12 protein-coding genes and 2 pseudogenes are annotated in these 13,432 nt (G+C 61.2%); 8 read left to right on the forward strand and 6 right to left on the reverse strand.

Going from position 1 to position 13,432, the window contains the following annotated elements:
- Window positions 1-105: 105 nt before the first annotated feature.
- The gene (locus tag M3I53_RS31110; RefSeq protein WP_254319657.1) at window positions 106-531 is read right to left on the reverse strand and encodes a hypothetical protein; all 426 of its coding nucleotides are present in this window, start codon (window positions 529-531) and stop codon (window positions 106-108) included.
- A gap of 65 nt (window positions 532-596) precedes the next feature.
- Between M3I53_RS31110 and phoU the strand changes: the two genes are divergently transcribed.
- The 3 genes from phoU (at window position 597) to M3I53_RS38315 (ending at window position 1,880) form a co-directional block, all read left to right on the forward strand.
- Entirely contained in the window at window positions 597-1,304 is a 708-nt protein-coding gene (phoU, locus tag M3I53_RS31115) for a phosphate signaling complex protein PhoU (RefSeq protein WP_254319658.1), read from the forward strand.
- A gap of 113 nt (window positions 1,305-1,417) precedes the next feature.
- Window positions 1,418-1,636, forward strand: coding sequence for a hypothetical protein (locus M3I53_RS31120; RefSeq protein ID WP_254319659.1), 219 nt, complete (start codon window positions 1,418-1,420; stop codon window positions 1,634-1,636).
- 115 nt (window positions 1,637-1,751) lie between these two features.
- Window positions 1,752-1,880, forward strand: a complete 129-nt coding sequence (locus tag M3I53_RS38315) for a hypothetical protein (protein WP_302057905.1) — start codon at window positions 1,752-1,754, stop codon at window positions 1,878-1,880.
- Window positions 1,881-1,905: 25 nt separating this feature from the next.
- Here the strand turns inward: M3I53_RS38315 and M3I53_RS31125 are convergent, their stop codons facing one another.
- Window positions 1,906-2,292: a DUF3564 family protein gene (locus M3I53_RS31125; RefSeq protein WP_254319660.1), complete on the reverse strand. Its 387-nt coding sequence runs from the start codon at window positions 2,290-2,292 to the stop codon at window positions 1,906-1,908.
- A 131-nt stretch (window positions 2,293-2,423) separates the two neighbouring features.
- Entirely contained in the window at window positions 2,424-2,816 is a 393-nt protein-coding gene (locus M3I53_RS31130; RefSeq protein WP_254319661.1) for a response regulator, read from the reverse strand.
- Window positions 2,817-3,006: 190 nt separating this feature from the next.
- On the opposite strand from M3I53_RS31130, the gene M3I53_RS31135 reads away from it, so the two are divergent.
- From M3I53_RS31135 to M3I53_RS31150, 4 genes are all read left to right on the forward strand, one after another.
- Window positions 3,007-4,950 carry a PAS domain-containing sensor histidine kinase gene (locus tag M3I53_RS31135; protein WP_254319662.1) on the forward strand — a complete coding sequence of 648 codons (1,944 nt, stop codon included), beginning with the start codon at window positions 3,007-3,009 and terminating at the stop codon, window positions 4,948-4,950.
- A 243-nt stretch (window positions 4,951-5,193) separates the two neighbouring features.
- Complete coding sequence (locus M3I53_RS31140) at window positions 5,194-5,352, forward strand: hypothetical protein (RefSeq protein ID WP_254319663.1); 159 nt, start codon at window positions 5,194-5,196, stop codon at window positions 5,350-5,352.
- 1,631 nt (window positions 5,353-6,983) lie between these two features.
- Complete coding sequence (locus tag M3I53_RS31145) at window positions 6,984-7,175, forward strand: hypothetical protein (RefSeq protein WP_254319664.1); 192 nt, start codon at window positions 6,984-6,986, stop codon at window positions 7,173-7,175.
- Window positions 7,168-9,237, forward strand: coding sequence for a recombinase family protein (locus M3I53_RS31150; RefSeq protein WP_254319665.1), 2,070 nt, complete (start codon window positions 7,168-7,170; stop codon window positions 9,235-9,237). Before M3I53_RS31145 ends, M3I53_RS31150 begins: the two co-directional genes overlap by 8 nt.
- A 27-nt stretch (window positions 9,238-9,264) precedes the next feature.
- Here the strand turns inward: M3I53_RS31150 and M3I53_RS31155 are convergent.
- The 3 genes and pseudogenes from M3I53_RS31155 to M3I53_RS31165 form a co-directional block, all read right to left on the reverse strand.
- Window positions 9,265-10,310: pseudogene (locus M3I53_RS31155) on the reverse strand (IS3 family transposase); the annotation flags it as partial.
- Window positions 10,311-10,544: 234 nt separating this feature from the next.
- Window positions 10,545-11,567 (reverse strand): hypothetical protein, encoded by a 1,023-nt coding sequence (locus M3I53_RS31160; protein ID WP_254319666.1) that lies wholly within the window; start codon window positions 11,565-11,567, stop codon window positions 10,545-10,547.
- Between the two features lie 1,027 nt (window positions 11,568-12,594).
- A pseudogene (locus tag M3I53_RS31165) lies at window positions 12,595-12,852 on the reverse strand (DDE-type integrase/transposase/recombinase); the annotation flags it as partial.
- Window positions 12,853-13,186: 334 nt separating this feature from the next.
- Between M3I53_RS31165 and M3I53_RS31170 the strand changes: the two are divergent.
- Window positions 13,187-13,387, forward strand: coding sequence for a hypothetical protein (locus tag M3I53_RS31170; RefSeq protein ID WP_254319667.1), 201 nt, complete (start codon window positions 13,187-13,189; stop codon window positions 13,385-13,387).
- Window positions 13,388-13,432: the final 45 nt, after the last annotated feature.

Here is a 13,432-nt window from a genome sequence, read left to right on the forward strand (position 1 = left end):
TACAGCGGGGCTTGCGTCCGGCCTGGGGATCGATTCCTTCGCAGGCAGGCAGGGGGCACACGAGACCCAGCATAGGGGTGCCTCCTGTTTGGCCGCGAGCGCGGCTTACTTCGATTTCGGTGGCCGGCCGGTCTTGACCGGTTCGAGCGCCTTGACGGCCCCAAGAAGATGTTTCGTCGACGCCGATGCCAGCAGAAGCAGCCCCGCACGGACGAGCTCGCTCTTCTTCACGGCAAGGCCAGCATCGAGGCACCGCTGCTTCAGTACCGCGAGCTGTTCGTAGTCCTCCCTGGGCATCGTGAAGGTGTCGCGCACGACTTTTTCCTGTTTGACATGGTCCTTGTGGTGCCGGGCCGCGTGCGCAGAAGGCGCTTCAACGGGCAATGCCTTCCGGGTCTGTGGCTTGGCCGCCACAGGTGGAGTTTGCGCAGTTTGGACTGGCTTTCCGTCGGCCACTGCCTCGTTGGCACGTTCATTCGGGCAGACATCCGCGCGCTTGACGCTTTTGTTTCTGGTAGCCGGTGGCTTCATGATACTTTCAGGTTTGACAAACCGTACAAACAGTTTATCGTCTTTCTGGTAAGAGGGAGTTTTCTATGCCAGGCATACACATTTCCAGCCAGTTCGATGCCGACCTGGAACACCTGTCGTCGAGATTTTTCGAGATGGGTGGGCTGGTTGAGTCTCAATTGACCAATGCGATGGAGGCGCTCAGCCGCTTCGACATGGGTCTGGTGGAGAAGGTGGTTGATGAGGAGCATCGACTCAATGCGATGGAAGTGGAGATCGATGCCGAGTGCAGCAACATCATTGCGCGGCGCCAGCCCATCGCATCCGATCTGCGTCGACTGTTGGCCTTCTCCAAGGGGATCAGCAATCTCGAGCGCGCAGGCGATGAAGCGCGCAAGATCGCAAAGAGGACAAGCCGGATCGCGAATGATGCTGCGGGCAGGAACATGAATATCGCGGAAATCCGGTCATCCGGCCAGATGGCAGCAACCATCTTCCACCACGCGCTTGCTGCATTCGCGCGGCTCGATACGGTTGAGGCAGCCCGGATCATGCGCGAGGATGAGGCGATCGATGAACAGTACCGCGCATTCGTGCGCAAGCTGCCAACATTCATGGCGGAGAATCCCCGCGTCATCTCTTCCGCGCTCGACTACGTGTCCATCGCGTCGGCCATCGAGCGGATCGGTGACCATGCGAAGAACCTGGCGGAACTCGTCATCTATGTTGTCAAGGGTAAGGATGTCCGTCACATTTCGCGCGACCGGCTTGAGCGCGAGGCCCTGGATGATTGAGAAGCCTACAGCAGTGGCGGGAAATCCCAACGGTCGTATGCGCGATGTGGTGTATCCGGTTGTGAGCCTCATGAAGTGCGCAGTAGACAGCCAGTGTGTCGCGGGGTAGTGCTATGAAAATGTCTCACAGATTGCAGTCCGATTCGGCCGGGCCGGTTTGGGGGTTGATTTTGGGGATGTTCCTGATGGTGGCCGGAATCGGCATCTGGATCTATGCGGAGTCATCAGAACCCGGCGATTCCCTTGACGAATCGCTCGCGATGGCTGCAATGCTTGTCGGCACCTTTCTGGCCGTCTACGCCGGCCGGGAAATCAGGCACGGACATTCATAGTCCCACGGTCGGCAGCCGAGGCAGCACACGCCGGGGCTCATCGAGGTAAGCGCGTTAGCTGACCGAGCAATCAAATATTGCGGAGCCGCCGGTTGTTGCCCCCGGAAAAGTGGCCATGCTCATGACCAGCATGCCGGCACGCGAAATCATCACTCTTCTGCTCGGCCGCGAAGCAACCATCGCACTGCGCGATTCTGCGTCGGTGCGGGAAAGGTGCCGCCCGGCACGTTCGCTGCGCGGTTGACCCCCGGGAAAAAGCCACTGCCGGGTCAATGCCGACGCGCACGCGGATCGTGGTGTCCGGCAAAGAGGGCGTCGGCAGCGCGGACCGGCCCGCGATCGACCGCCTGAAGACGCCAGTAACCCGACACAGGTGTGGGTGACCGGCTCGACGACCACGTTGCCTGTCCCTGTGCGGCACCGATTTGTTGCCGGGGTGTCAGGCAAAGTCCCTGGATCGTACAAAGCGGCGTGTCGCCGCCGGGAGCGCAAAGGGCGGTCTGGCCGCCCGATTCACGGATCTCGCCCCAGGACGGCAGTTCTACGCCCTCGTGCGACTCGCGTGACCAGCGGTGTTCCTCTGTATCGAGCCATACGAGCGCGAAGTCATGATTGATGCTTGGGTCCGGGCCATTGATCAGGATGGTCAATCGCATGTCTCACTCCGTCAGGTGCAGTGGCAGGCAAAACACAATGCGAACGCCGCACAGGGCAGTGTAGGCGTCTGCCGGCTGATTGCAACCAGGTTTTTTCAGATAGTGGGACCCGGCGCTTTCTGTCTTCCGAGTCACCCGCGACCTCGACCGCGGGCGAACGCCTCAACCAGCTGGCAGATCAGGCGGAAATCAGCTCCCTTGCGACAGTAGCCGTCGAACTCCCCCCGACGGGAGTTCGCGGCCACCCGCTCCAGTGGCAGCGCGGTGCACGCGATGATGACCGTTTCGCGGGTTGCCTCCCGCGACCGCAGTGCCCGGGCCGTCTCAAAGCCGTCGATCTCCGGCATCTCGATATCGAGCAGGACAAGATGAGCGGCAAACCGTTCACACCAGGCGAGCGCGTCCTCGCCGCTGTAAGCTGCCTGCGGACGGTAGCCGGCATCGGCAAGAGCGGCGCATACGGCGTCGGCGCCGGGAGCGGTGTCGTCGACGACGACAATGCGTGGGGCGCCATGGGTCGCCACGGTCCTTTCCGTCAAGCGGCAAACCCGGCTGTCGCCAGAGATTGGGTTTATATTGTCCCGATTTGAGTTTTCCATTTTGCTGGGGAGGTCGGAAAAACCTGTCTATCATTTCCCTATGCAGCGCGCATGCCACGTGACGACGCGCGTCCTGTCACGTGACTTTTCCCAAAGTTCCACGGAGGATCCAGGAATGTTTTCCCGACCTTCCGCTGATGGTCTCAGTCCCGAACGCCGGTTCGAGCTCATGATCAGTGGGGTACGCGACTACGCCATCTACTTTCTTGACCGGCAGGGCTTCGTTAGCAGCTGGAATGCCGGTGCCGAACGTTTCAAGGGCTACCGGGCGGACGAGATCATCGGCCGTCACTTTTCAGTTTTCTATACTCCCGAAGATCAGGCATCGGGGCTGCCCGCACGCGCGCTGCGCACGGCACTTGCCGACGGCAAGTTCGAGACGGAAGCCTGGCGCGTGCGCAAGGACGGTTCATGCTTCTGGGCAAGTGTCGTGCTCGACCCGATCTTCGATGAGGCTGGCGAGCACGTGGGATTCGTCAAGATCACCCGCGACATCTCGGAGCGCAAGGCGGCGCAGGAAGCCCTGCTCGAAAGCGAACGCTCTTTCCGCCTGCTGGTACAGGGCGTCACCGACTACGCGATTTTCATGCTCTCGCCCGAGGGCATCGTGACGAACTGGAACCCGGGCGCGCAGCGCATCAAGGGTTACACCGAGCAGGAGATCGTCGGCAGGCATTTCGGCTGCTTTTACACCGAAGAGGACCGGGAAAAAGGGATGCCGGCGGCCACGCTCATCCGCGCCTCGACCGAAGGCCGGTCCGAACACGAGGGGTGGCGTGTGCGCCGGGACGGCACGCGGTTCTGGGCGCATGTGGTTGTGGATGCAATCCGGGATTCCGACGGTCACCTTCTGGGCTTCGCCAAGGTTACGCGTGACGTAACCGAACGGCGCGAAGCAGCAGCGGCTCTTGAGCGCGCAAATGCGCAGCTTTTCCAGGCGCAGAAAATGGAGGCGATCGGGCAACTGACGGGTGGCATTGCGCACGACTTCAACAACCTGCTCGCGGTCATTTCGAGCAGCCTGGACGTCCTGGGCACGCAACCGCCGCCGCATGTCGCCGCCCGGATGCAGGATGCCATGCGTCGGGCGGTAACCCGTGGTTCAACGCTCACGCAGCAGCTGCTGTCGTTCGCGCGCCAGCAGCCCCTGAAACCGGAGACCTGCCAGCTCGATGAAGTCATCGAAGGCTTCGAATCGATGCTCCGGCGGGCCGTGCCGTCGTCAATGAGCCTGGAGATACGGGCGTCCAGCGGCGACAGCCTCGTGAACGTCGATGTCGTGCGCTTTGAGGCCGCCCTGCTGAACCTCGTGGTCAACGCACGCGACGCCATCGCTGGAAGTGGCCAGATCGACATCCGTACCGGCAGCGCCGAACTTCGCGATGGCGACGTGCCATCGCTTCGGGCTGGTCGCTACCTGCGCGTTCAGGTGACCGATACGGGCTGCGGCATGTCCCCGGAGATCATTGCCCGTGCAACGGAGCCTTTTTTCACGACCAAGGAGCCGGGCAAGGGAACCGGACTGGGGCTAAGCCAGGTATACGGCTTCATTTCCCAGTCGGGCGGCGCGGTGGACATCGCGAGCGAGCCAGGCAGAGGAACGACGGTCAGTCTTTACCTGCCAGCGGTCGAGCATCCAGCAGCAACGGCCGCCCGGCTTCCGGCCACGGACGTGGCCGAAACGGTCCTTGTCGTCGACGATGAAAGCGAGGTCCTCGAGGCGACCGCCGAGCTGTTTCGCAGCATCGGATATGCAGTCGTGACGGCCAGCACAGCAGCCGAGGCGATTTCCCGCCTGGAGCGGGACAGCGAGATCGACTTCCTCTTCACCGACGTAGTGATGTCCGGAGCAATGGACGGGCTCGAGCTGGCCCGGCGCGCACGACACATGCGAAGCGGGCTTCGGGTGGTCGTGGCATCCGGGCATATCAGCCCCTCGCGCCATGGCGACGGCGAACTTGACGACTTTGTCTTCATTGCCAAGCCCTACCGGCTGGCTGAACTTGCACGGGCGATGCGGCGCGCTGCGGAGGCGTCACGCCGCGCGCAGGACGCTTGAGCGTCATGCCGTGACCGTGTAGGTGTTCGGCCCGCGGGGAGGGCCTGGTACGATGGACGACGCTGTGCTGCGGGGGGGCGCGCGGCACTTGAAAATTTCGGCGGAGGAAACTAAGTTACAGGCAGTTCCGGCAGTATGCGCCAGACGGATGGCCGCATACCGTATTCCGGTTTGCCCGCAGCGCGGCAGTCGAAACGGAGCGCGCAGCCCGTTCTCTGCCTGCTGTGGTCGAAGGAGAAGACGATGAGCCATCTTCCTTCGCGCCCCTATGGACGTCGTTCGTCCACCCGCATGTGTCGCAAGCGCGGCGTGCCTGCCCGCAATCTGCTGCAAACAGCAGATAAATGCGGGGCGGCCCGCTATGGTTTCGCGTGCGTTCCTGCGGCATCGGAATATCCGTGAGGGCGCTGCCATCGCGGCTCGTTCCCAGCCGCCCGGGGTACGCAATCGGTGCCCACCGCATCGCAGCCAGCTAGCCTGTCGTAACGCGACCGAGGCCCTGTCGCGCGGTCGGGTCGGGCGATGCCACGGGCAGAAATTTCGCAATGCTTCCCGGACAGAACTGGGCGGTGTTCAACCGACGCACGCGTCCAGTCCGGACCGGAACTCGTGAGCTGAATCATGAAACCCATGGAGGTCCTGCGCTGCGCGCGTCGCGACAGAAAGACTCGCGCGGGTGTCGCCAGAAGAAAATCGTTGCCGGCACGCGTCGCGGTTCTCGTCGGCGTGTGGTCGGCTGTGCCCGCAGTGGCGAGTCCACCGGGCGCGCCGTTACCTGTAAGACACTTGCTCCGCGTGAGCGGCGAAACGTTCCAGGACAATGGAAGTCGCACGGAGGACGACGCAGGGGGAAGCAGGCACATCCGGCAATCCAGATCGCTGTGTGAAGACACCGTGGCAAGCGACCTCTATGCCCGCGGAGGGCGATCGGCGGCGCCGCTGCTACCCGTCCATGTGGAACAACGCCTGGGGGTTAGCGAACGCGAGGTCTGCCCGAAGATGAACATCCGCCACGAACCGCAGCCTGATGTGATTTTTCCGGTCTCCTGAGATCTGCGCCCGCGCGCTCAGGCGCTCCCGGCTTTACGCCGCAGCATACTCCGCTGCGGCATCGTCCAGCAAGCGGCGCGGATTAAGGTCAAAGCGGCATCGCTGTCTAGCGGACAATATCGGAGAAACATCCGAAGAAACGGGCGCGCTCAGCAAATGCAAAAAGTGGCCGCTGGCGTGGCCTTGGATTTGCGCACCCGTTTGACACTAGACCGGTAATTGGAGCGTCTGGAGAACGAATAGCGTGGCTCTGCGGGATTGCAGACGAATGTGCGCAACTTCCGGAGCACCGCGATCGGCACCGCCGCCGCGCCGTTTGCCTATGTGCGGATGGGAAGGTCGAACCGCAGACGACGTTCGAAGAGGTCAGTGCCCAATCCGCGTTCAGCTTTCCGAATCAATCCCCGCCCCGGGATTCCCTCAGTTTGCTGATAACGGTCACCTACCGGTACGTGGCCTCATTGAGTGCTCTCGCCTGCATGCGGATAGAGGTGGCGCCGCTTGTTCGGACAGGGTCCCGAGATTTTTAAGTGGAGCGTCCGAGGCGATCATGCTGCCGATTTGATCGCTGGCAGCGTCGCGAAGTATGCCTCATCGGGCGTCTGATCCGCCAGGCTCGAATGAGGACGTTTGCGGTTGTACAAGCCGTCAACACAACACCCATATTACCGAGTCGCAGGAAGTTCTCTATCGCTGGCATCCATGGTACGGACGTACGGTGTGGGTTTTCAACACGATAGAGAAGTACGGAGAGACTGTTCTGCGCTGCGCGCTGGATTCGCTCGAGACGTCGCGTGTATCGGAGGTGCCGCAGTGGATGTTCGATCCGCTTGCGTGTTGTCGTATTACTTTTGCCATCCATCCAGTCGTCAGCTGCGAGGCGCTGCATGAACTGAAGTGCTTACTGGCTGATAGGTCGCTTGCCCGCCAGGCGGATATGGTACAAGCCGAGCACCATCCTTTTCTCCGTACAGGAGGTGCTGATGCGACGCGCGACGAGCCCGCAACCGGGCGATCAACTCGACCTGTTTCGTCCATGCCCGAAGACACCACAGTGGGCGCACCTGCCGCCGGAGGTACGGCAGCAGACGGTGCGCTTGCTGGCACAATTGCTGCGGCAACATCGACGCGGGCTGTTCACCGTCGCACACGAACAGGAGGTGTGCGATGAGTGACAAGATCCGGGCACAGCATCTGGCTCGCAAGGCCATGCTGTACGTGCGGCAATCGTCGGCCTACCAGGTTAGCCACAATCTCGAGAGCCAGAAGCTGCAGTACGCGATGGAGGACCGTCTGCATCAGTTGGGCTGGCATGAAGTCGAAGTAATCGACGAGGATCTGGGCCGCTCTGCGGCCGGTACGCAGGCGCGCACGGGCTTCGAACGCATGGTGGCGGAGGTCTGTCTTGGGCGGGTCGGTGCGGTTGCCGCTCGCGAGGTTTCGCGATTCGCACGCAACAGCCGCGAGTGGCAGCAACTGGTTGAAGTGTGCCGCGTCGTCGACACTGTTCTGATCGATCAGGAAACCGTGTACGCACCGAGGCAGAGTAACGATCGGTTGCTGCTCGGGCTCAAGGGCAGCCTGAACGAATACGAGCTGGATCTGTTGCGTCAGCGCTCGCTGGAAGCACGACGGGAGAAAGCCAAGCGAGGCGAACTCGTCATCTCGGCACCGGTCGGGTACCGCAAGACCGAAGACCAGCGCCTGGAGAAGGATCCGGATTTGCGTGTGCAAGAAGCCATCCGTTCGGTGTTCCGTCAGTTCGCCGCGATTGGTTCGGTCCGCCAGACGTTACTGTGGTTCCTGGAACAAGGCCTGCAGTTGCCAGCATGCACACCGCGCGGCGAGGTCCACTGGAAGCGGCCCAGCTACGCCACGGTGTACCAGATCCTGACCAGCCCGATCTACGGCGGCGCGTATGCTTATGGCAAGACGGAATGCACGATCTTCTACGAGGACGGGGAACCGCGCAAACGTAACCGCCGCAAACCGCGAGATCAATGGTTGGCGCTGATCCCCAATGCACACGACGGATACGTTGGCTGGGACGAGTTTGAACGAATCCAGCACCTGATTCACGCTAACGTGCGTCTTGGCGGACAGGCAGGCGCCCCAAAGAACGGCGAGGCGTTGTTATCGGGGCTATTGCGTTGCCGGCGCTGCGCGGGCAAGCTGACGCTACACTACACCGGTAACCAGCATGACGCCTTGCGCTATACCTGTCATCGGGCGTGGCTCGACAAAGGGCAGCCTCGCTGCATCGCCTTCGGCGGTACACGCGTGGATGCGGCCGTTGCCCAGGCGGTCTTGCGGGTAGTTCAACCTGCAGCAATCGAGGCGGCGATCGTGACGCGCGAAGAAGATGCTCATAAGCATGACGAAGTACTGGCTGCATTGCAACGTGATCTGCAGGCGGCACGCTATGCAGCAAATCGTGCGCAGAAGCAGTACGACTCTGCTGATCCGGAGAACCGGCTCGTCGCTGACGAGCTGGAGCGGCGCTGGAATGATGCACTGATGCGCGTGGCGGAGTTGGAATCGCGTATCGAGCAACAGTCGTGCGCATCCGACCAAGTCCCTCCTGCGCAGCCCGAGGACTTTACCGACCTTGCCGTAGCGTTGGAAGCGATCTGGCCGCAAGCCGATGCCCGTCTGAAGAAGCGCATTGTTCGCACATTGATTCACGAAGTCGTCGTCGACATCGACGACACAACAAGCGAAATCGTGCTGGTCATTCACTGGAAGGGCGGTGTTCATACCGAAGTTCGTGTACCGCGCCGGCGACGCGGCCAGAACACTACTCACACGTCACGCGAAGCGATTGATGCCGTGCGTCAACTCGCTCGCATCTGTCCGGATGTGTTGATCGGCGGCGTACTCAATCGCAATGACCTGCGCACCGGTCGGGGCAACTTCTGGACCCAGGAGCGGGTTACCGCGTTGCGCAGTTACCACCAGATCCCCGTATATTCGAGTGAGCGGCGCACAGCCGAAGGATGGATGAATCTGACCGAGGCAGCAGCGTTCATCGGCGTGAGTTCCAGGACCCTCAGGCTCGCAGTCGAGCGCGGCGACATCGCGGCGGAGCACCCGTTGCCCAATGGACCATGGATCTTCAATCGAAATTCGCTGAACACCGACGTTGTCGCTGAGCTCGCTGCGCGCGCTAAAACACGGCGTGGACACCCCACAATACCAACAACACAGCAGGGCTCTCTTGATTTATCAACGACATAGCGAGGTTGGGCACTATGAAACGTACTTGTACAGCTCAATATATTGGCCAATGGAGCGCCGGGCGTGGCTGACCGACTCGTAGGCTCTCAAATAAATCTCTTCGTATTTGATGCTGCGCCACACGCGCTCGACGAACACGTTGTCGCGCCAGGCGCCTTTGCCGTCCATCGACAGCCGGATGCCTCGGCCCAGCACCGCCTCGGTGAAGGCTCCCGCTGTGAACTGGCTGCCCTGATCGGTATTCACGATGTCGGGGTGCCCATAGCGGGCAAACGCTTCTTCCAGCGCTTCGACGGCATGCGCGGCTTCCAGCGTGATCGCTACGCGGTGCGTGAGGATCTTGCGGCTGGCCCAGTCCACCACCGCCGTCAGATACACGAAGCCGCGCGCCATGGGAACGTAGGTCGTGTCGAGTGCCCAGGCCTGGTTGGCCCGCTCGATCTTCATGCCGCGCAGCAGATACGGCCAGACCTTGTGCTGCGCGTTGCGTCGACTCGTGTTCGGCTTGCAGTACAGCGCCTCCACGCCCATGCGCTTCATGAGCGTGCGCACGTGGCGGCGCCCGACCTCGTGGCCTTCCCGGCGCAGCAGGCGCGCCAGCATCCGTGCACCGGCAAATGGGATCTCCAGATGCAGTTCGTCGATCCGTCGCATCAGACGTTGATCGACTTCGCTGACAGGCCGCGCCCGGTAATACGCGCTCGATCTCGCGATACCAACAAGCCGGACTTGCTGCGAAACCGGCAACGCATGGCCACGGTCAATCATCGCTTTGCGCTCAGCCATCCCGCCTTGGTGAGCGCACCGCTTAAAAAATCATTTTCCAGGCTGAGTTGGCCGATCTTGGCGTGCAGGGTCTTCACGTCCACCGGTGGCTCGCTCGACACCGGGCCGGCCGCACCGAACACGTCAGCCGCACGCTCCTGCAACTGCCGTTTCCATTCCGTGATCTGGTTCGGATGCACATCGAACTGCTGCGCCAGTTCGGCGAGCGTGCGCTCGCCCTTGACTGCCGCCAGGGCCACTTTCGCTTTGAACGCCGCTGAGTGCGTGCGTCGGGTTCGTTTCGTCATTTCCTCGGTTCCTTTGCCTGCATTATCGCTGGCTCAGGCCCCGGCCGTTCCACTTATCCCGCTGTCCGATTTTGCGCGACCACCTCTGATATCTGCGGAATTGTCCGGCTCATTGTTGTCCGGCTCATTGGCCGGCAGGCCCCTGGAGAAGCGGACCGGGGAGAGCGTCACTAACGCGTCATAGCGTTCGACAAGGTATCCTAAAAAAACAGGAAGGGCGGGTGAGAGACCTTCTCACGCAGGCCTCCCGTTCTCCTTGAAAAGCGAATCAGAATCCTCGATCCTGATGCCCGCATTGGCCAGGTCGATTCCGCGCGTTATCTGCTCGGTCCAGATCTGGCTATCGGGAAACCAGAATGCGTTTTCGCGTGGAGGCGCGACGAGCTTCACCCGCAGGGAGGGGTTGAAGATTTTCGACCAGGCCGAGAGATATGAAGGCGTCTTGATCAGATACCCGCAATTTGAGAGAAGCAGGCTCGCGACCAGTGCTTCGCGGCCGATTGCGAGTCCTGGATGTCCGCTGAAATGCACGGGCTTCTCGCCTGTCGCGAGCAACGTGGCGGGCGCGACATTGACCGGCACGGCGAAGTTCCAGTTCAAGAAAAAATCAAGGAAAGGCTGCTCGTCGCTGGATACGAAAATGTTGGTGAGATGGGGTTCGTCGGCAAGCGTTCTCTCGACCGTACGGCAAAGTGTATCCCGCTCGATCATATGGGCCTCGAACTTCTTGTCGGTGCCGCGAAAATGGACCCCGAGTGTCGATGCGCCGATACCTAGACGCCGGCGGATGCGATCGACTTCCTCGCGGATCGACGCGGTTGGCCGATAGTGCGACAGGAACAGGGTGCTCGCCCGCTCGAACTCAAGACCGGATTCGTAACGTCGAAAACCCAGATCGCCGAGATCGCTTGCGACGGACGTCCGCAAACGCCGGCACACGGCAACTGGCGCGGTCGACGGCGCGAGTTTTTCAAAGCATTCGGCCAGCCAGTCGATTTTTCCTTGCGCGTCGCCATAACTGCCGCCGCGCGCGGAGACGACCGGCGTCAGACGGTTTTCATCGCAGTACAGCAGGATGCATAACACAATCTGCATCACGGAGAAAAAGCCTGAACTTGCCCGGATCTCTATGACGAAGTAGCCACGGTTGAGGCGCTGCATCGCATGCAGGGAAAGTCGCGCTGGCGTAGTGAGCGCATTCTTGAAGCCTTCGCTGCGCCGGATTCGTCTTGCGAACTCGATGAAATCGTCGAACATGCAAATTCCCTCCTGTCGCCGCAATGTGTCATGGCCGGCCAGCATTACTCCATGGATTCAGTTGCCGCGCGCAAAGGTACGGCATTCTCGAACACTATTTAATTAGCTAATCTTATCAATTCAAAGGACGGCGAGGGAGTTTGTCGAAACTTGCTCCAAGCTAACCGACACCGGCATACATTTTTGGGCGAAAAAAACAAGACTATGTGGGGCGCCGTACGAATCCCGCCCCGTAGCCATCCATCTGGGCATCCAGATCGGTAAAACGGGCTTGCAGCGAGATCTCAGACACCTAACGATGTTCGGCACGAGCCGCCTCAACCTCTGCGAAAGCTAAGGTGGCCCACGCAGGCAGCGGTTCCCTGACCTGCGTGGAGTGCGTCCAGTCGGTTCAAAAGGGGCATGCACATCGTGTTCGCGGGTTGCAGTCAGCCGCGAACTCCCTCCACGCCGTTGAGCCGCGCGCGCCAGTACGAGCTTGTTGCCGCAACATGTCGCGCGCAATCACACAAAAGCCGCCGGTTCTGCAGGAAAGCGGCGGCCCCAAAAGGAAATGCTTCCAGCGAGGGAGTTGCTGGGGTTGCGGAGTGTCGGTGCAACCGTACAGGAAGGTAGCAAGGGAGGCGCTGACCGTCCATGTTCCAAAATTTCGTTGGCGGCTGCAGCAGAGATCTTGTCGCCGATCGCCGCGATGACCGCGCCGACGGATAAAGAAAGGCCCGTCACGTCCGAGGGAGTGTAGCAGGCATGAGAGATCCGGGAGCCGTTGCGATAGCTTCCGGGAACGGCCGCGTCGGGGACGCGCTTGAATGAGACGGTGGCAAACGCATCCAGTGTTGTGCATTGTCCGAATGGCAGACAAGCGTCAAGCGTCGAACAGCACTTGCATGAACCGTGGTGGTCCCGCTTTGGGTAGGATGCCTCTACGGATGACAGCAAGCGGGCTCGCGCACGACGGCCGCTATCGCGTACGGGGGCGAAGTACAAGTGTCGTTGTGAAGGCACGAGGCAATGACAGGACTGGGCCGGTTTCGCCTTGGCTGTTCTCGGCGCGGTTGTTCATGCGTGCAGCCCCTTTGACGAAGACGTGCTTCACATGAGCGAGCTCGGGAATGCCAGCCTTCGCCGCCGGATAACTGCGCAGCGGGTCGGTAGCTATCCTGTGCGGCGCTGGGCCCGAACCCAACACCTCTTCGAAGAAGCGCTTTGCTGCCGCCTTGTCGCGCCGCTTTTATACCGGTACATGCAGATCGGCACCATGCTCGTCGAGGGCACGCCACAACAGATCCAGCAGGGCTGGCAGGCGTTCGAGAGACGCTATGCGGGCACCGGACGCGCGCCATATTTACCTCGCCAGATGTTGGACCTGATCCTGTATGGGGTCAGGCAGGGTGTGCATTCGCGGGCGATCTGCAACGACCCGCAGCAGTAGTCCTCGGTCCGCTTCGAGGATGGTCGCGGGATTCGAGACCACTGCGAAGCGCGCGCTGGGCGGTGCATTCCTGGCTTTCATCGTTTCCTCGTTATCGGGCGACGAATACATGTTTGGCTGTCCGCGCATGGAAACGCAAAGAAAGCTGCGTGCTAACCTGTCCTCTAAAAACCTGGAGGCACTTTGAATGGACCTGGACGATCTGCAGGCTGCCTACGAAGCTTCTGCAGAAGTGAAAGGCAGGTTCGAAGATCAGGTGAATGCGATGACGCGTGGAGGCTCCAGCGATTTCGAATTGCTCACGCGACTGCTTTCGGAGCTCGACGTGGTGCAGCGGCGCTTTTCGGCGATCGCCACGGAGCTGGTCGCCGGCAAAAGGGGCTGGTGATCGGTTTGTCTGCCTTGCGTGGGGATCAGCGCTTGATATCGGCGA

It is taken from the genome of Paraburkholderia sp. CNPSo 3272 (assembly GCF_024206495.1).
Lineage (GTDB): Bacteria > Pseudomonadota > Gammaproteobacteria > Burkholderiales > Burkholderiaceae > Paraburkholderia.

Excerpts from the sequence above, each read along its gene's own strand:
- M3I53_RS31110 (WP_254319657.1), bottom strand. The coding sequence starts at position 531 with ATGAAGCCACCGGCTACCAGAAACAAAAGCGTCAAGCGCGCGGATGTC.
- phoU (WP_254319658.1), top strand. The coding sequence starts at position 597 with ATGCCAGGCATACACATTTCCAGCCAGTTCGATGCCGACCTGGAACAC.
- M3I53_RS31120 (WP_254319659.1), top strand. The coding sequence starts at position 1,418 with ATGAAAATGTCTCACAGATTGCAGTCCGATTCGGCCGGGCCGGTTTGG.
- M3I53_RS38315 (WP_302057905.1), top strand. The coding sequence starts at position 1,752 with ATGCTCATGACCAGCATGCCGGCACGCGAAATCATCACTCTTCTGCTC.
- M3I53_RS31125 (WP_254319660.1), bottom strand. The coding sequence starts at position 2,292 with ATGCGATTGACCATCCTGATCAATGGCCCGGACCCAAGCATCAATCAT.
- M3I53_RS31135 (WP_254319662.1), top strand. The coding sequence starts at position 3,007 with ATGTTTTCCCGACCTTCCGCTGATGGTCTCAGTCCCGAACGCCGGTTC.
- M3I53_RS31140 (WP_254319663.1), top strand. The coding sequence starts at position 5,194 with ATGAGCCATCTTCCTTCGCGCCCCTATGGACGTCGTTCGTCCACCCGC.
- M3I53_RS31145 (WP_254319664.1), top strand. The coding sequence starts at position 6,984 with ATGCGACGCGCGACGAGCCCGCAACCGGGCGATCAACTCGACCTGTTT.
- M3I53_RS31150 (WP_254319665.1), top strand. The coding sequence starts at position 7,168 with ATGAGTGACAAGATCCGGGCACAGCATCTGGCTCGCAAGGCCATGCTG.
- M3I53_RS31160 (WP_254319666.1), bottom strand. The coding sequence starts at position 11,567 with ATGTTCGACGATTTCATCGAGTTCGCAAGACGAATCCGGCGCAGCGAA.
- M3I53_RS31170 (WP_254319667.1), top strand. The coding sequence starts at position 13,187 with ATGGACCTGGACGATCTGCAGGCTGCCTACGAAGCTTCTGCAGAAGTG.